Origin of the sequence: Rubripirellula obstinata (assembly GCF_001642955.1) — a bacterium.
Classification (GTDB): domain Bacteria; phylum Planctomycetota; class Planctomycetia; order Pirellulales; family Pirellulaceae; genus Rubripirellula; species Rubripirellula obstinata.
This window is the reverse complement of sequence record NZ_LWSK01000031.1, coordinates 35,294-53,000: the sequence shown is the minus strand read 5'-3', so window position 1 is coordinate 53,000 and position 17,707 is coordinate 35,294. Positions and strand designations below refer to the sequence as shown.

General features: G+C 53.4%; 17 protein-coding genes. 12 read left to right on the top strand and 5 right to left on the bottom strand.

Annotation, left to right across the window (positions count from 1 at the left end; translation table 11 throughout):
- Positions 1 to 184: 184 nt before the first annotated feature.
- On the bottom strand, positions 185 to 607 hold the full coding sequence (locus tag RC85_RS10220; RefSeq protein ID WP_068262035.1) for a DUF2780 domain-containing protein: 423 nt from the start codon (positions 605 to 607) through the stop codon (positions 185 to 187).
- A 366-nt stretch (positions 608 to 973) separates the two neighbouring features.
- On the opposite strand from RC85_RS10220, the gene RC85_RS10215 reads away from it, so the two are divergent.
- The 7 genes from RC85_RS10215 (at position 974) to RC85_RS10185 (ending at position 6,827) form a co-directional block, all read left to right on the top strand.
- Complete coding sequence (locus RC85_RS10215; protein WP_068262032.1) at positions 974 to 1,726, top strand: flagellar hook-basal body protein; 753 nt, start codon at positions 974 to 976, stop codon at positions 1,724 to 1,726.
- A 111-nt stretch (positions 1,727 to 1,837) separates the two neighbouring features.
- Positions 1,838 to 2,644, top strand: coding sequence for a flagellar basal-body rod protein FlgG (gene flgG / locus RC85_RS10210; RefSeq protein WP_068262029.1), 807 nt, complete (start codon positions 1,838 to 1,840; stop codon positions 2,642 to 2,644).
- A gap of 15 nt (positions 2,645 to 2,659) precedes the next feature.
- Positions 2,660 to 3,859 (top strand): flagellar basal body P-ring formation chaperone FlgA, encoded by a 1,200-nt coding sequence (gene flgA / locus RC85_RS10205; protein ID WP_068262026.1) that lies wholly within the window; start codon positions 2,660 to 2,662, stop codon positions 3,857 to 3,859.
- Entirely contained in the window at positions 3,856 to 4,632 is a 777-nt protein-coding gene (locus tag RC85_RS10200) for a flagellar basal body L-ring protein FlgH (protein ID WP_068262023.1), read from the top strand. The genes flgA and RC85_RS10200 overlap by 4 nt, the downstream gene beginning before the upstream one ends.
- A 200-nt stretch (positions 4,633 to 4,832) precedes the next feature.
- Positions 4,833 to 5,912, top strand: coding sequence for a flagellar basal body P-ring protein FlgI (locus tag RC85_RS10195; RefSeq protein ID WP_068262020.1), 1,080 nt, complete (start codon positions 4,833 to 4,835; stop codon positions 5,910 to 5,912).
- 31 nt (positions 5,913 to 5,943) lie between these two features.
- Positions 5,944 to 6,327: a rod-binding protein gene (locus RC85_RS26235; protein WP_084422537.1), complete on the top strand. Its 384-nt coding sequence runs from the start codon at positions 5,944 to 5,946 to the stop codon at positions 6,325 to 6,327.
- Positions 6,327 to 6,827 (top strand): hypothetical protein, encoded by a 501-nt coding sequence (locus RC85_RS10185; protein ID WP_068262017.1) that lies wholly within the window; start codon positions 6,327 to 6,329, stop codon positions 6,825 to 6,827. Before RC85_RS26235 ends, RC85_RS10185 begins: the two co-directional genes overlap by 1 nt.
- Positions 6,828 to 6,898: 71 nt before the next feature.
- On the opposite strand, the gene RC85_RS10180 is transcribed toward RC85_RS10185, so the two are convergent.
- Complete coding sequence (locus tag RC85_RS10180) at positions 6,899 to 7,885, bottom strand: lysophospholipid acyltransferase family protein (protein WP_084422536.1); 987 nt, start codon at positions 7,883 to 7,885, stop codon at positions 6,899 to 6,901.
- A 181-nt stretch (positions 7,886 to 8,066) separates the two neighbouring features.
- On the opposite strand from RC85_RS10180, the gene RC85_RS10175 reads away from it, so the two are divergent.
- On the top strand, positions 8,067 to 8,846 hold the full coding sequence (locus RC85_RS10175) for a sugar phosphate nucleotidyltransferase (RefSeq protein ID WP_068262014.1): 780 nt from the start codon (positions 8,067 to 8,069) through the stop codon (positions 8,844 to 8,846).
- On the top strand, positions 8,839 to 9,789 hold the full coding sequence (locus RC85_RS10170) for a ribose-phosphate diphosphokinase (protein ID WP_068262011.1): 951 nt from the start codon (positions 8,839 to 8,841) through the stop codon (positions 9,787 to 9,789). The genes RC85_RS10175 and RC85_RS10170 overlap by 8 nt, the downstream gene beginning before the upstream one ends.
- A gap of 55 nt (positions 9,790 to 9,844) precedes the next feature.
- Here the strand turns inward: RC85_RS10170 and xdhC are convergent, their stop codons facing one another.
- Genes xdhC through RC85_RS10155 form a run of 3 tightly spaced genes read right to left on the bottom strand, consistent with a single transcriptional unit; the run spans position 9,845 to position 14,537 of the window.
- Entirely contained in the window at positions 9,845 to 10,666 is an 822-nt protein-coding gene (gene xdhC / locus RC85_RS10165; protein ID WP_068262008.1) for a xanthine dehydrogenase accessory protein XdhC, read from the bottom strand.
- Entirely contained in the window at positions 10,663 to 13,041 is a 2,379-nt protein-coding gene (xdhB, locus tag RC85_RS10160; protein WP_068262006.1) for a xanthine dehydrogenase molybdopterin binding subunit, read from the bottom strand. Before xdhB ends, xdhC begins: the two co-directional genes overlap by 4 nt.
- Positions 13,038 to 14,537, bottom strand: coding sequence for a xanthine dehydrogenase small subunit (locus RC85_RS10155; RefSeq protein ID WP_149752717.1), 1,500 nt, complete (start codon positions 14,535 to 14,537; stop codon positions 13,038 to 13,040). Before RC85_RS10155 ends, xdhB begins: the two co-directional genes overlap by 4 nt.
- Positions 14,538 to 14,685: 148 nt before the next feature.
- Here RC85_RS10155 and RC85_RS10150 point away from each other — a divergent pair, with 148 nt between their 5' ends.
- The 3 genes from RC85_RS10150 to pucL all read left to right on the top strand — a co-directional run bounded on the left by RC85_RS10150 (position 14,686) and on the right by pucL (position 17,703).
- Positions 14,686 to 15,975, top strand: a complete 1,290-nt coding sequence (locus tag RC85_RS10150) for a Zn-dependent hydrolase (protein WP_068261995.1) — start codon at positions 14,686 to 14,688, stop codon at positions 15,973 to 15,975.
- 54 nt (positions 15,976 to 16,029) lie between these two features.
- Positions 16,030 to 16,788 (top strand): (S)-ureidoglycine aminohydrolase, encoded by a 759-nt coding sequence (allE, locus tag RC85_RS10145; RefSeq protein ID WP_068261994.1) that lies wholly within the window; start codon positions 16,030 to 16,032, stop codon positions 16,786 to 16,788.
- A 66-nt stretch (positions 16,789 to 16,854) separates the two neighbouring features.
- Positions 16,855 to 17,703 carry a factor-independent urate hydroxylase gene (pucL, locus tag RC85_RS10140; RefSeq protein WP_068261993.1) on the top strand — a complete coding sequence of 283 codons (849 nt, stop codon included), beginning with the start codon at positions 16,855 to 16,857 and terminating at the stop codon, positions 17,701 to 17,703.
- The last annotated feature ends 4 nt before the right edge of the window (positions 17,704 to 17,707 follow it).

The following is a 17,707-nucleotide window of genomic DNA, read 5'->3' as shown; positions in this document are numbered from 1 at the left end:
TGTCGCCACGATGTTTCCCACCGTTGCAGTTTGTGTTGTCGGCCATGGTGCAGCTTGCCCAATTTGCTGCGTTGCAATGATTTTATCGGGCTAGCCTCGGGCAATCCGGTTGGCCCTGCCGCTTACGCGTCGCGGCCCGGCTTTAAAGTAGTTGATGCCAACGTTGGCCGGAACAAGCATTCGCTTAGCCGATCAGTGTTTTCAGCATTGGGAATTTTGCCAAGACTTGGTCCATGACTTCGTCACCGACTTTGTCTTTTAGAAACTCAACGATCGTGGAAACAAAACTGCCCATTTGATCGGTTGGCAAACCGGCGTCACCGAGAGCTGCGCCCAATTCAAGCCCGCTGCCAGCGGATCCGCCCAAGGCTTTTGACGCCATACCGGCCAGCGATCCAAGCATTCCGCCGCCGCCTTCGCTTGGCAGGGCTTCCTCTGCACCGGCGTCAGCCACATCGCTAGCACCCGGAACGGCCGAGGAGATTTTGCTAAACAGATCTTCGCCGACATTTGCTTTGACCATCGCCATCGCTTTGCCTGTCGCCGCCTGAGCAACCGATTCATCGATACCAAGTTTCGCTGTCAGTTGTTGAATCAATTCGTCCACCGTTGAATCTCTCGATCGTGGGAAAGGGTTTCGGCGTCGCAGAATCGCGACCGGCCATTATTTTTGGCATCAAGATTGATCAAGGCAACACCCCCCAATGACAGCGAAGCAATCGGGTGGCAGGAAAGTTGGTCGGCTGGCTTTTTTTAGGCCGTAGCGAGCGGAGCGAGTAAAGGCATTTTGTGCAGCTCTGCCGTAACTCGTCTCACTCGCTACGGCCTACTTTTAGCGTTCCGCCGATAGGCGTTTTTGCACACGACACCGGATCGCTCTTGTCTTGGTTTCCCCGGAAGTGTTATCGCCAAAGGGTCGCTTGAATGAATCTTGCAAAAGATTCGCAAAAACTCCTGATAGGAAATCCACGCAATGCCATACGGTGTCTACATGTCTGCCTCGGGGGCTCATGCGCAAAGCCATCGCATGAAGGTGCTGAGCAATAACCTGGCTAACGTGGAAACGCCTGGTTTCAAGCCGCAACAGTCGGTTTTGCAGGCCCGATTCGCCGAAATGATCGAACAAGGCAACGTCGTCCCAGGCATGGGCGGGGCGGATGACATCGGCGGCGGTGTCACCATTCGGCCGTCAGAAACTCAGTACGCCCAAGGCCCGATGAAGGCGACCGGCCGTGAAACTGACTTTGCCATCAACGACGAAGAATCATTTTTTGTCGTCAGCCGAGGTGACGAACAACGGCTGACCCGAGCCGGAAATTTCTTGTTCGATTCGCAAGGTCGCATGATCAACGAAAATGGCGACAAAGTTTTGGCAACCAATGGACAACCCATTCAAATCGAACCCGGCATTCCGATCAACGTCGGCCCCGACGGACGGATTCAACAGGGCGAAACGACTCACGAATTGATGTTGGCGAAACCGAAGAACCTGGGCGACCTAACGCATCTTGGCGACAGCCAGTTCAAGGCGTTGGCTGAATTTGATGTCGTTCAGCCTGGACAGCGAAAAGTCGTCTCGGGAATGCTGGAACAATCGGCCGTCAGTCCCACCGGCGCGATGATGGAACTGATCGAAACTTCGCGTGTCTACGAGGCCAACGTGCGCATGATCCAAAACCAAGATTCGGTTATGGGCACCCTGATTTCAAGAGTATTGCAACAGTGAGAGAGCGATTAGCTATGAGCGTTTCGCTATTAGCTTTTCTTCTCTGACCTTCCTCACCAAACCCGTTTAATGAAGCTATCAGCTAACCGCTAACCGCTAAAGGCTTTTCAGATGTCAGTACAAACACTTTACACCGCCGCCACCGGCATGGAGGCGATGGAAACCAAGTTGGATGTGATCGCCAATAATCTGGCTAACATTAACACCACGGGTTTCAAGAAAGATCGCGCCAACTTCGAAGACCTACTCTATCGAACTCAGGTCTATCCCGGTGTTCAAGATGCAACGCAAACGCCGACCGCTGTTGGTACGCAAACCGGTTTGGGTGTGCGAGTCACCAGCACGCAAACCGATCAGCGACAAGGAACCCTTCAAGCAACCGGCCGCGAACTAGACATTGCAATCCAAGGCAAGGGATACCTGAAGGTCCTGGACCCATCGACTCAATTGCCGATGTACACGCGTGCCGGAAACCTGGACATCAACGCCAACGGCCAGCTAGTCATCGGTTCAGCCGCGGTTGGGCGATTGATCGATCCACCAATCACGATTCCAAACGACGCCGAAGCGATTTCGATCAACGCAAACGGCGAAGTGATGACGCGAGTGCCGGGACAGGTCGAACTTGCGATCCAAGGTCAGATCCAAATGGCCACCTTCATCAACCCGGACGGGTTGCTGAAAAATGGTGAGAACATGTACTCGCAAACCGACGCGTCCGGCCCCGAGCAATTGTCCAACCCAGGTGAACAGGGGCTCGGTGTGATTCGCCAAGGAAGTTTGGAAGCATCCAATGTCGAACCCGTTCAAGAATTGATCGACTTGATCACCACTCAGCGAGCCTTTGAATTGAACAGTCAGGCAGTGCAGGCGGGTGACCAAATCATGCAGAACATTTCAAACCTAAGACGTTTCTAAGTTAAACCCCTTTCCGTGAATTCAATCATTCGATTTACCCAAGCTTTACGCCCCTTCGTTTCCATCATCCTTTTTGCAAGCTTGATTGGATTGGCGGATGATGCGTGCGCGCAACGAGGTCGGTCCGATTTCGTCGTGCCAACCAATGCATCACGAACGACTGCGACAACGCGATGGGCGTTCGAAACTCGTGCGTCGGTGGTTGTTTCGTCGCCGATTGTCCGACTGGGTGATGTGATCAAGCCGATCAATCCTGGCTTGGCCGCATGGCAGCGTCTTTCGCAATCACCGATTGGTCTGGTCCCGGTCGGCGGGCAAGCGATGACCATTGATCGCGATCGTTTGACATCCATCATCCTGGGTGCAGAAGCCACGCCTCATTCGATTGATTGGATGGGGCCGGAAACGATTCACGTTCACTACCACGCCAGCGCCGCTTCCAACAACATTCCGGCAAAACCGGTCGCCAATCCGCTTCAGCAAACGGCATATCAAACCCCGGCGATTCCCGGTGAAACCGTCGCGACAGAAACAGAAGTCGTCGAAGAATCTGACCCGCTTTCCGCAAGCGAATTTCGACAAGTACTGCATTGGATTGACTTGGCGATAAGAAGATTTCACCCAGACATCGATCACGCTTACGAAGTGGAAATTCCAACCGACCAACGTTCGCTTGAATCGCTCAGGCACATCGTCCGCGTCAACGGGCTTACGCCAGTCACTGAGATCAGCGAAGGCGAGTGCCGATTCAAAATCGATGCTCGAAAATTGGCGGGACCGGTCAGTTGCGAGATCACCATCAATCTGACCGCTCACCCGATGATTGTCGTCGCCAGTCGCACACTCGGTCGCGGCGAATTGCTCCGACGAACCGACTTAGAACTCAAACCGATTCAGGCGGACAAGATGCCCAGTGATGCTGCAACTGAGATTGTTCAGTTGGTCGGCAAAGAAGCTCGTGCCCCGCTGCGTTCTGGGCAACCGATTTCGCAATCAGATGTCGGGTCACCGATTCTGATTCATCGCGGTGACCTAATCGAAATTCGCGTGCTAGGCGGTGGCGTCAGCGTTTCGACCAACGCCAAAGCGATGGGCAATGGTGCCAAAGGCGAACTGATCGAATTGGAAACCATGAACCCAAGAAAGCGGCTTGTCGCCCGAGTGGCAGATATCGGGGTTGCCGAAATCCTTACCAGAGCACCCGTAGTTCGATGAACAAATTCACGACAACCTATTCCATAGCCATTGCGACCTTCGTGCTGATCAGCATGGCCTCGCCTGCTGAATCACAAGACAGTTCACTGCTGCGTGCGATCCCGCCAAGACCGGCGACCCCGGTGCAAAATGGTCTTCAGCCAGGTGTATTCCAACCGGGACAGATAGAACAGACCGGTCCAGCAGCCAGCCCGGTAGGTGGCAACCAGAACCAACCTTTGATGCTGGATCGCGTTAGTTGGACACACCAACCAGCACCCGCGATTCGCACCTATAGCAAAAACGATGTCGTGACGATTCGCGTCGATGAAATCACTCGAGTGATGGCCGAAGGTTCTGCTGAATCACGCAAAATCTCGCTCTATCAGGCAGTGTTGACGGACTGGATTAGCCTGAGAGATTTTCGGCTGCGTCCCGACCAACAAGCCAACGGCGACCCTGCGGTGGGCACCCAGTCGATTAACAACAACCGAGCCGAGTCCACCGTTGAATCTCGCGAATCGATGACCTTCAACATCGCTGCAACCGTGGTGGACATCCGGCCCAACGGTTTGTTAGTACTCGAAGCACGCAAACAAATTCGCGTCAACGACAATCTCTGGGAAACCTCTTTGACCGGGATATGCCGGGGGCAAGACATCGCACCTGACAACGTCGTGCTCAGTAAAGACTTGATCGATCTAGAAATCCGCAAAGACGATCGCGGTCATTTGCGAGACGGATACAAACGTGGCTGGTTTCAACGTTGGTTCGACCGAGTGCAACCGTTTTAAGAACTGACCCTATTGATTTCAAGTGAATGATCCTCCACCCAATCCTAATCTCAACCCGAACGCGTAAGCGAGGGATCCGCGAGTCAAACAAGATCCCTCGCTTACGCGTTCGGGTTGGGAAGTCGGAAAGTTGTTTTGGGACAATTCCGTAACGTTTTGCTGAAACTATCAACGACCATTCTTTCATTGCTGTGAATCAAATGATTCGTCTCATTCTCGCCTTAACGGTTTTCATCACTTCGCTAACAAGCGTTGACGCTGCAGGCATGAGGCTCGCAAACATCTGCCGCGTCAAAGGACAGGAAACCAACACGCTGCAAGGTCTAGGACTCGTTGTCGGTCTTCGTGGCACCGGCGATTCGGGCGCTGCCCCGACCGCTCGAGCACTCGCGCGAATGATGCAATTGATGGGCGGTCCAATTTCGATCGACCGAACGGGACAACTAAACCTAGACGACGTCGCCGACGCAAAAAATGTTGCCATGGTGTTTGTAACCGCCACGGTACCGGCCGTCGGCGCACAAGCCGGTGACTCGCTGAACGTGACGATCAACGCGATCAACGCCAAGAGTCTTGAAGGTGGCACGTTGATGCTGACACCCTTGTTGGGGCCGCGATCCGACAATCCAACCGTCTATGCGATGGCCCAAGGCGCACTGAACGTGTCACTGGATGGACCAGCAACGACGGCAAAGATCCAAGGTGGTGCCAAGATGGAAGCGAGTGTTTCCGCCCAGTACCAAAAAGACGGCAAGATCACGCTGATTCTGGAAAAAGACTTCGCCAGTTTCGACACCGCCCAGCGAATCGAAGACGAGATCAATGGTTTGTCTTCACTGACGCTTGGTGACGCGACCGGTACAGGAAAATCAGGGCGAACGTCTGCCCGTGCGATCGATCAACTGCACATCGAGGTGCTGATCCCCGAACTGTATCGCGACAATCCAATCAAGTTCATCTCGTTCCTGCTGGGCACGACGATTCAGATTAACAACCACTCGTCACGCGTCGTCATCAATGAACGTGATGGCGTGGTCGTGATCGGCAAAGATGTCGAAGTCGCACCCGTTCTGGTGACACACCGCAACCTGCGAATCGAAGCCGGCGGTGGCGGAGGGTTTGTGGCCGTGGGTGACAAGAATGATGTTCCCGCGAACGCAAAACTGAAGAGTCTCGCTGACGCACTTAACGCGCTCGATGTTCCCGCCGAAGATTTGATCGCCATCATCAAGACGCTGAAGCGAAAAGGTGATCTGTATGGTGAAGTCGTGTTCCAGTGAAGTGGTCTTTCCATAAACCAACAAACGTAAAATGAATATTCAAAATCGATCCATGCTGCCCAACGCAGCAATGCAATCGCCGATGCTGCATGAATCCGCGGCGCTGCAGAATGCGTCCGGTAAGAACGGCTTGAGCCAAGACGGTAAACTGCCGGCTTCGCTTAGCGATCCTGATGCATCCTCACCCGAATTGCGAGAAGCGTTCACCGATTTCGTCGGCCAGACGTTGTTCGGCAGCATGTTGTCGTCGATGCGAAAAACGGTCGGCAAACCCGCCTACATGCACGGTGGTCGGACCGAAGAAGTCTTTCAACAGCAACTCGATCAGCACATTGTTGATGACATGACCGAATCGTCCGCGGACAGATTTTCGGATCCCATGTTTGAATTGTTCAACATGCAAAGGAGAGCGTAATGCCGAACCAGCAAAAGTGGATTAGCCGAGTCGAGCACTATGTCGAAACGCTCGATCAGCTCTCCGAAAAAATAGATTTGATCCTGGATGAAACCCGCATGGGGACACTGGGAGCAAAGTCGCAGGAGATCAACGAGTCAACGGCTCAGTTGGAAGTCGCCTTGGTTGAACTGGAAGCAATGGTTGCCAAGCGAGACGACTTGCTAAGAGCAACAGACGCGCCTGAAAACGGCACAACGCTCACCGAAAAACTGAAGTCCACCTTCCACATCGATGATGCCAGGCTAGCCCGACGCTGTGAAGAAGTGAGCGAGAAAGTCAAGCTGACTCACGAACGAGCGACCGCGTTGTTCGTCTGCCAATTCCATCTCGCTGATTTGACCAGCGATCTTCTGAAAACCATTTCAGGATCGCAAACTCCGGAAACCTACAAGAAAGACAGCGCCGGATCACAGCATCGCCCGACGGGTCAGGGCGGACTGTTCGACGAAGCCGCGTAGCGGTGAAAGCCGTTTGCCGGGTGCTTCGCGAGCATGGTTTTTCTAACTTGGACAATCCGTCGCGTTTCACCCTATGCGGCAGCTTTCGCCAACCGCTTGGCGACTTTGGCGGGCGGCTTTCGCCATCTCCGGTGCAGCCACCAGTATTGCTCGGGAGCTTCGGCGACCGCTTCGGCCAACTGAGCGTTGTACCACTGCGTTAACGACTTCATCCCGCTGCATATTTCAGTATCGATTTCTGGATCCGCGATCGCGATGCAACTGGCCTCGAATTGCATCGGTTTACCGCCGACGCGCCGCGTCGAAACGACGACCATCGGTGCTTGTTGGGTCAACGAGAATAGGGCGAGAGCTTTGTGGCACGATGCGGGGGCCCCCATAAAATCGACCCAGCAACCTTTTTCGCCTGCATGCTGATCGGCTAACAGCGAAAGGATTCCGCCATCGGCAAGATGGCGGTCGACTCGTTGGGCACATCCCACTTTATCGACCATCAATTGGCCCTTTGCACTTCGAAACTGTTCGACCCAGCGGTGCAGGAATCGGTTGTCTAATCGGCGAGCGATCGCCAGGGTGTTGATCCCCATCAATCCCGACGTGTAGCCACCGATCTCAAAATTCCCAAAGTGTCCCGTCACCATCACCATCGGCCGGTCGGACAGCATGTAACGCAGCATCTGTTTGTTGTTTCGGAACGTCACATGCTCGTGCCAATTACTCAAATGCAGTCGGCGTTGTGCCCAAGCGATTTCACACACCATCAGCAACAAGTGGTGCCACATCGCGAACGTCAAACGCTTTCGCTGATCCGCGGTGGCCGAAGGAAAAATCAGGTCCAGATTGTGGTCCGTTTGTTTTTTCCGAATGGAAAGCGGTCCGGCGGCAAGCCAAGCAATGAACCGGCACATCGAATCGCCCATGTCCACTGGCAGGGTGCCGATCACCGCAACCAACATCCGAACCACGCTGTAGGCGGCGAAGTCGATCGCCAGCGAAATCGGGCCGGCATCGGGCCAAAGCGGCGGGGGCTCGGTGGAGGATTCCTGAGTTGGGGGCATGGAGGGCGCGGGCGTGTGCATGAATTGTGAAACTTGCCGACATCTAAACGGCTTTGATTACCATGCACTTTACAAGTCAGGTGGCGGTAAGGGCTAGACAGATTGCCCTACTGGCGCGACGATGCCGCTCCACACCCCGAAAACGCAAAAACTTCAAGCTCAATTAGGCGAATTTCACCTCATGGCTTCACCTTCTAACTCGGATCCCTCGTATTCGGATCCCTGTGCCATTGTTTTGGCTGCCGGCAAAGGGACCCGGATGAACAGCGATCTCCCCAAAGTGCTGTGCAGCGTCGTGGATCGCCCGATGATCCACTTTGTCCTCGATTCGCTCGAAAAAGCTGGCATTAAGCGGCTGATTGTGGTCGTTGGTTACGAAGCCGACGCCGTTCGAGAAGCCTTGGCATCGCGTGATAGCGAGATTGAATTTGTCGAACAGACCGAGCAATTGGGGACCGGACACGCGGTTCAAATGTGTGCGGCAGCTCTTGAAAAACAGACTGGCCCGACCATTGTTGTCGCTGGCGATTCACCGCTCATTCAGGCGACCAGCCTGCAAAAGCTGTTCGATCACCTCAAAACGGCCAAGCCATCACTTTTGATGGGAACGTTAGAAAAAGATGATCCAACCGGTCTTGGCCGGATCGTTCGCAATGAAGCGGGTGACTTCACCAGCATCGTCGAACACAAAGATGCGACCGAAGATCAGTTGAAGATTTGCGAAGTCAACATGAGTACCTACTTGTTCCAGACAGCGGATTTGCTGACGGTTCTGGGCCAATTGGATAACAACAACGCCCAAGGCGAATACTACCTAACCGATTGCGTGGCACTGCTTCGTAAGGCGGGTAAACCAGTCGAAGCATTACCAGTCCTGCAGGAATGTGAATCGTTGTCGATTAACAATCCGGCCGAACTAAAAATGGTTGACGAAAAAATGCGAGCGATGGGTTATGCGTGAACTAAAAATCTTTAGCGGCCGAGCCAACGTCCAACTGACGCAGGACATTTGCAACCATTTGCATTTGGAACCAGCGAAAATAACGCTTGGGAAATTTCCCGACGGTGAAAACTATTGCAAGCTTGACGAAGACGTCCGCGGTCGCGACGTGTTTCTGGTGCAGCCAACTTCGCCACCGGTCAACGATCATTTGCTTGAACTGTTGATCATGATCGATTGCTGCAAACGTGCCAGCGCCGAACGGATCACCGCTGTGATTCCGTACTTTGGTTACGCACGCCAGGATCGCAAAGACGAAGGCCGTGTGCCGATCACGGCCAAGCTGGCCGCCAACATTATCACTCGCGCCGGTGCCGACCGAGTGCTAACGATGGATTTACACGCGGCTCAAATCCAGGGTTTCTTTGACGTCCCCGTCGATCACCTCTACGCCGCACCGGTACTAAACGAGCACTTCCAAAAGCTCGGGCTCACGGGCGATGACATTGTCGTCGTCAGCCCCGACGAAGGCAGCATCAAACGCGCGTTGGGCCACAACAAACGACTCGGCGGCAACTTGGCAATCGTCGACAAACGCCGCAGTAGCGCCTTGGATGTCAAGCAAAAGACGATCATCGGTGGTCCGATCGAAGGCAAAGTGGCATTGTTGTTCGATGACATGATCAGCACGGCCGGTTCGATCGTCGGTGCAGCCGAGTTGGTCCACCAAGCTGGTGCGAGAGAGATCCACATCGCGACCACTCACGCGGTCCTTTGCGGGCCGGCCGTGGAGAAACTGCGAAACGCTCCCATCGATTCGCTAGTCGTCACCGACACCATTCCGATCCCAGGGGAAAAGCAAATTCCCAAGCTGGTGAAGCTATCGGTCGCTCCCTTGCTTGCCGAAGCGATGAAACGGATTCACCACGACCAATCGATTAGCGAACTGTTTCGCGAAAGGTAGGAACCGCCAGCGGCTCACAAAGAAAATGCCCGTTTCCAAGCACTGATTCGCTTTGTTACGTCGCAGTTTCTTGACCGGCGATGCAAGGATTTTTTTTGGTCTCGTCGCGATGCTGCAACAACTGAGCCGCGATGCTGATCGCAATTTCCGCCGGTTGGTTCGAACCGATTGGTAATCCGATTGGGCATCGAAAGCTTGAAGCAGTTTCTGGATCGATGCCCTCGGATCGTAACTCTCGTTCCAGAACGCCTCGTTTGGACTTGCTGCCGATCACGCCCAGGTAAGCTGGTTTGATACCGTTTTTGAAGAGCGTCGAAAGTACCGGGCGATCGGTAGCATGACCCATCGTCATGCAAATCACGTAGTCACCGGACTTTCTTTTCGCAGCTTCCGCCGACAAGTCATCGACGCAAAGCTTGGTTAGTCTGGGGTGATCGTCAATCGAATCGATCCACTCGCGACGCGTATCAATGCAAGTGACGTGGCAATCGAGTGTGCAGAGAACTTTCACCAATGCTCCGGCGACATGTCCAGCTCCGAAGACGACAACGTCCCACTGGTCGCGGCAATAGACCTCGAAAAACAGCTTGACCAAGCCGCCGCAAGTCATGCCGATGTCGCGTTGTAAGTTCCAATCGACAAGTTCCCGCGATCGCGAAAGATCTAAAAGCAACTCTTTCGCATGTTCAATCGCCCGGTGTTCAACCTTGCCGCCACCGACGGTCCCATGCAGTCGGCCCGAGGCATCAACCAGCATTTTTGAACCCGCGTCTTGCGGGGTGCTGCCGGTTGCTTCCACCATCGTGACGGAAACAAAAGGCACACTCGTTTGCGCAAGATTGGATAACGCTTCGATATACGAAACTGGATGTGTCACGTGCTTGATACGCCGGCTGTTTGTTGACTGATGCAACGCAGGATTTCTTCGCCCGTGGCGGGCAGGCAAAGCTGTGGATCGGTCGTGCGAGGCAAGTAAGACAACGCATTCTTAACGGCGGCCCACGCGGCAACGCCTAGCAACAGCGGTGGCTCACCAACGGCTTTGCTTCGCCGAATGGTATGAAGGTTGTCGTTGTTGGGAAACATCTCGCAGCGGAAATCGGGCGGGACATCGGTGATCGCAGGAATCTTGTAGGTCGTCGGTGAATGCGAAAGCAAGGCTCCCCGTTCGTCGTACACCAAGCACTCCGCCGTCACCCAACCCATCCCCTGAATAAATCCGCCAGTGATCTGTCCCATATCGACACCGGGGTTGATCGATTTGCCAATGTCCATCAACAAATCGACTCGTGTCACCGCTAGGTCGCCCGTAAAACGATCGATCTTGACCTCAGCCACCGCGGCACCTTGAGTGAAATACAAAAACGGGTTTCCACGTCCAGTGTCACGATTGAAGTCAACGCCAGGCGTTTTGTAGAATCCTCGCGAACCGATATCGATGCGTTCCAAACGGGCTCGGTTCGCTAGATCGGCGAACGCAATCGTTTCTGTTGGCTGACGACTATCCCGCACACATCCGTTCTCGAAAACGATGTGCTGAGGCGACGGGATCAAGCCTTCTTCTGCGGACGCAAACAGAGTCGCAGCGAAATCGGCCATTCGTTTTTTGATCTTGGCACATGCGTTGGCGGCGGCAGCGCCGTTGAGATCGGTTCCGGCGGATGCAGCGGTGGGCGACGTGTTATTGTTCTTTTCCGTTGATGTCGGCATCACGATGACGTTGGTGTAATCGATCCCGAATTCGTCCGCAACAATTTGCCGAATTTTGGTGTTCAGGCCCTGTCCCATTTCGGTTCCGCCGGTGGAAACTTGCACAGTGCCGTCGGTGTAAACGTTGACCAATGCATTGGCCTGATTCAAAAACTTTGACGTAAACGAAATTCCAAACTTCACCGGCGTCATCGAAATGCCCCGCAAGAAAAGTGGATCTTCTTGATTGCGGGTTCGTATCTGTGCGACGCGATTCTCGTAATCCGATGTGCTTGCCAGCGTATTCAAAATTTCGGGCAGGTGGTTGCTGCTGAAATACTGGCCGTACGGAGTGACGTTTCGATCCGCAATTCCGTACAGATTTTGAACGCGAACATTGAAGGCATCGATTTTTAGGTGTTCAGCGATTCGTTCGATGATATTCTCGGTTGCCGCAACACCCTGGGGACCGCCAAAGCCTCGGAAGGCTGTGTTGGGTGGTTTATTGGTGCGACAGACCTGGCCGCTTGCTTCAAAATTTTCGATGTAGTACGCGTTGTCGGTGTGCAGTAGCGTTCGTTCCATGATCGACGTGGACAAGTCGGCCGTGGCACCACCGTCGGAGAAGTAATTGCATTTCAGGCCACTGATTATTCCGTCCGAATCAAAGCCCACGCTCCATTTGCAAAGGTAGGCATGACGTTTGCCTGTGACACACATGTCGGTGTCTTTGTCATACGCAATGCGGGCGGCTCGACCGGTCACCTGGGTCACCAAAGCGACCATCAACGCAGGGATCACGGCCTGAGTTTCTTTGCCACCAAACGCTCCGCCCATTCGTTTGCACACACACACCACTTGGTGCATGGAAATGCCCAGCACTTCCGCAACGACCGCCTGGATTTCGGTCGTGTTTTGGGTGGATGAATGAACGACCAACTGGCCCTGTTCCGCGGGATAGGAAGCAGCGACTTGTGATTCGAGATAAAACTGTTCTTGCCCACCGATCTCGAACTGACCCGAGAGTTGATGAGTCGCGTTTGCGATGGCCTGATCAGGGTCGCCGCGACGGATTTGGCGACGCGGGCCAATGTGGGATTCTTGTTCGACAGCTTCTTTGATCGTCAGCACTGGTTTCGCGGCCACCGTTTCGATCTCGACCAGCTTCAAAGCTCGCTTCAACGCATCCGAAGTTTCGGCAGCGATCAGAACAATCGGTTGACCGACATAGATCACTTCCGAATCAGCCAAAAACGGTTCGTCACAAATGATCGGGCCGAATTGGTTGTGTTCACCGACGTCCTTGGCAGTCAGCACGCACACGACGCCATCGACTTTTTCGGCAGCTTCGATGTGGATGGCTTCGATCGTTCCGCTGGCGATCGGGCTGCCCACAAAGCCGACGAATAGTTCGTCTTCGCGGCGCGGCAAGTCGTCAATGAACGGTGCGCAACCGGCCACATGACCGATTGCCGAATCGTGAGGAATCGTTCTTCCGACGGAGCCCTTTTCTCGCGGATCAATCGCAGTTCCATCTTTCCTTAACGCAAAAAGCTTGTTCATGCGATCGCTCCTTCTGTCATCATTTCGTGATAGAACTTGACCAAGACATTTTTGGCGAGTTGCAGACGAAAATCTTGGCCGCCGCGAACATCTGAGATGGGCGTGATTTCCTTGACCGCAATTTCGCCAGCGGCTTGCATCGTTTCCAGATCAAAAGTTCGTCCTTGCAGAAACGTTTCAGTTTGTTTCAAACGCAGAACGACCGGGCCGACTGCTCCATAAGCGATTCTAGCTTCCGCAATGGTGTCTCCACTTCGTTCGATGCAAATGGCGGCGGTAAACGTTGAAATGTCCATGTCTCGGCGACGCGATACTTTGTACAAACGCAAATCGGTATCGTGTCCGGGCAGCGGGATGTTGACGCCCGTCAGCAATTCACCTGGGTGAAGGTCAAGCTGTTTGTAGCCAAGGTAAAAGTCATTGATGTTGACGACTCGCGTGCCCGATTTGCTGGTCAGTTCCAATTCAGCATCGCAGACAAAATACAGAGGCAGTGAATCGGCAATCGGCGACGCATTGATGATGTTGCCGCCGATGGTTCCCACATGACGCACCTGGGGCGAACCGAATACTGAAATGATCTTGTGAAATTCCGGTGCAACGGTTTCAACGGTGTTTTCAAGATCCGTCCAAGTCGTGCATGCGCCCGCCTGGATTGCTTGGTCGGTGACGGAGAGTTTTGTCAACGATTCGACTCGATTTAGATCCAGCCAAAATTGCGGCTGCTGTGATCCTTTGTTGAATTGGACGCCAACGTCGGTGCCGCCTGCGACAATTTTTGCGTCGGGATGTTCGGCCAAGAACTCCACCGCCTCTTCGATCGTTCGGGGGCAGGCAACGGTCTGCATGACGTTTTCAAAGTCTTGTGCTTGAATCTGAATCGTGTCTTCCTGGACAAGTCGAACCGCTTCCGCCATTTTGGTGACGGGATATCGCTGGTTCAACGACGGCGATGGCAATGTGGACGCCTGCATAGCCGCATCGATGATGGGCGCGTATCCGGTGCAACGACAAAGATTGCCCGTCAATTCGTGTCGCCAATCTTCGATCGACGGATCGGGATTCTGTTCTAGCACGGCGGTCATCGCGACTACGAAACCGGGCGTACAGAACCCGCACTGTGAACCGTGGCAATCGACCATGGATTTTTGAAGATTGGACAACTGGTCGGCGCAGGGTTCTTTCGTCAGTTTCTTGCCATCTGGTTCCTCAGCCAGTCCTTCCACAGTAATGATGTGGCAGCAGTCTAGTTGGAACACAAATCGAATGCAAGAATCAATCGCCTGATACCGAATGGGTTCCTCTTGACCGTTATTTTCCCCGCTGTTTTTCCCGCACAAAACAGAGCAGGATCCACAATCACCTTCGGAGCAAACAATTTTGGTTCCGGCTAGCTTCAGCGTTTTGCGAAGAAACTCTGACAAAGTCAGAAAGGCGTCGCGTCCCTTAACAACGTGCTTGCGTCCGTTGATGAAGATTAAGGAGTAATTCCGCATCGCAGGACCTTCGTTGGATTCAATCAGAATGTAACAGCGTCGTTCGTGATCGCCTGACTCACTGAACCGCACTTTGATTATAGGTATAGTGCAAGCGAACTGCGAACATCAACGAGCAACTTTTTGGAGTGTCCGATACAATCCAACGATGGCTAATCTAACTCCATGTGACATTGATTCGCAACTTTTAAGAGACGCTGCGAAACGAACCGCGAACCGTTGCGATCGTTTGGCGGAATTTTCTGATGAAGAAGGCCGAATCACGCGGACGTTTTGCTCCCCCGCTATGGAGCGACTTCATGCGGAGCTTTCAGCTTGGATGACCGCCGCAAAGTTAGAGTGCGAGGTCGATGCCGTTGGTAATCTGATCGGCAAGAGCCCGGCGACCGCGAGCGACGAAGTGTTTCTGATCGGGTCGCATTTGGACACTGTGATCAATGCTGGCCGATTCGACGGCGTGTTGGGAGTCCTGCTGGGGCTGGCCGTAGCGGAGGTTTTCAATGAGGCCAAAATTGAGCTTCCGTTTAGTTTGCAAGTGATTGGGTTTTCTGAAGAAGAAGGGGTGCGATATCGTTTCCCCTTCATCGGTTCACGCGGAATCACAGGGTCGTTGCCTGAATCAGAACTGGATCGTGTCGATGCCAATGGCAGCAGTGTTCGCTCGGCGCTTGATTCGTTCGGTTGCGGTTGTGGCAATCTTGCGTCGGCAAGTTACGAAGCTTGCCGTTTGGTTGGCTTCATGGAGGCTCACATCGAACAGGCCGTCGTCTTGGAAGAGGCTTCCTTGCCGGTCGGTGTGGTGACGACGATCGCCGGGCAAACTCGAGCTCGCATTGTTTTTGACGGAGTTGCCGGACATGCCGGGACAGTGCCGCACGATCGTCGCCGGGACGCGCTCGCCGCGGCGGCTGAATTGATTCTGAAAATCGAATCACTCGGACAAAACACTGATGGCTTATTCGCCACCATTGGTTGCATCGATGCCAAGCCTGGACTGTCCAACGTGATTGCCGGGACGGCGGAATTGCGTCTAGATCTTCGACACGAAGTTGATCCAGTTCGGGAAGCTGCGTTTGATCAAATCCAACGCTTGGTTGATGAGATCGCGGGTCATCGGCAATTGGCTGGGCGTATCGACAACGTTGAACACACGCCAGCGGTTCAAATGGATCAAGAGTTAACGAGTGAGCTTTCGCAATCAGTGGTCGAAGTTGTTTCAGAAGCGAAATCAATGGTCAGCGGTGCTGGTCACGATGCGATGATCTTGACCAAGCTCACGGCAACCTGTCTTTTGTTCATTCGTTGTCATCAAGGGATCAGTCATCATCCCGACGAGACCGTTTCGCTAGACGATATCGAAGTCGCAATCAACGTGATGGTGAAAACGATTCTAAGAGTCGGCCATCGTTGTTCGGTTGGTGCTTCGAGTACTGCTTAATCCATTTCATCTTTTTCGATTGCCACCTACTAAAGTTCTATTACGGAAACCTTCATGGAAGCGTCCGATCCCCCACTTTTTGGCAACACTCGCAGTCGTGTAACCCACAACTACGCGCTGATCACGCCTGACACGCACGTCAATTCTCCGCTGGTTGGTTGGCAGAACACGACAGCGGTCCATCACATTTCGCCTGAAATGGGAGCTCGTTTTTCCCAGTTCACGGTGTTCATGACGGCCGGCGGTCGAAGCGAATCTGCTGGTCCGGGAATCGAGCGGTTTGTCTACGTTCAACAAGGTTCGGTTCGGCTGAGTTCGGATTCGAAGCGTGAACTTACCGAGGGCTGTTTTGTATTTTTGCCTGCGGACACCCAAGATCGCATTGTTTGTGATCAGTCCGCGACCTTGGTGATGTTTGACAAACGGTATGTGCCGCATCCCGATTTTGAAACACCAGCGATGGTGGTTGGCAACGCAAATGAAACCTCCGGCGAAGCGTTCATGGGCGACCCGGACGCGGTGTTGAAAACGTTTTTGCCGATCAGTCCTGAATATGACATGGCGGTCAATCTGTTTACTTACCAACCCGGCGCGACGTTGCCGCAAGTCGAAATTCACGTCATGGAGCATGGGTTAATCATGCTGGATGGCCAGGGTATTTATCGGCTTGGGGCCGATCATTTCCCGGTCGCCAAAGGCGATGTGATCTGGATGGGATCCTTCTGCCCTCAATGGTTCGTTGCGATGGGCAAGAAACCAGCCAGCTATCTGTACTACAAAGACATTCATCGCGAGCGATTGAGCGAGACTTAAAACCGACTCTCTCAATGCCCACCTCCGGCTAGTCTTTCAAGAAATTTCACTGCTTTAGGATTCATCATGGCTGTTACTCTTAGCAAACATTCCTACGGAAAATCACACGTCTGTCTGTCGTATATTTCACGCAAGGAAGACCGTCATGATTTTATTCAACTCTCTGCAGAGATATCGCTGGAGGGTAAGTTCGACGACGCCTACACGAGCGATGACAATTCGAAGGTTGTGCCAACGGATACGATGAAGAACACCGTCTATGCGATCGCTCGGATGCATGGCGTTGATTCAATTGAGGACTTTGCAAAAAACTTGGCAGTTCATTTCTGTCAAACTTATGACCAGGTCGAATCGGCAACCGTGTCGGTGTCCGAACAATTGTGGACTCGGATTGATTGCGATGGTCAGCCGCACGGACATGCGTTTACTGGCGGTGGAAGCGAACAGAATACGTGTTGCGTCAGTGCTTCCGCGGATTCAATCACGATGCATTCCGGGCTGAAGGGATTGAAGGTGCTGAAGACAACCGAGTCTGGTTTTGAAGGCTACTCGAAAGATCAACTGACAACGCTTGCCGAAACGAAAGATCGGATCTTTGCAACGACGATCACCGCCGAATGGGATTGCGGGAATGTGTCTGAAGATTGGACCGCCATTCGAATTTTGGTGCGATCGAAATTGCTGGAAATTTTCGCGCACCGTTACAGCCCCTCGGTCCAACGAACATTGCACGAAATGGCGGAAGCCGTCTTGGATTCTTGCCCAGCGATCAGCGAAATTACGCTCAACATGCCAAATCAGCACCACATTCCGGCCGACATCGCCAAGCTTGGATTGCAGAACCACAACGACATCTTTGTCCCGACGCCCGAACCCTTTGGCGTAATCGAAGCGACGATTCGCAGGGATGGTTGAGCCG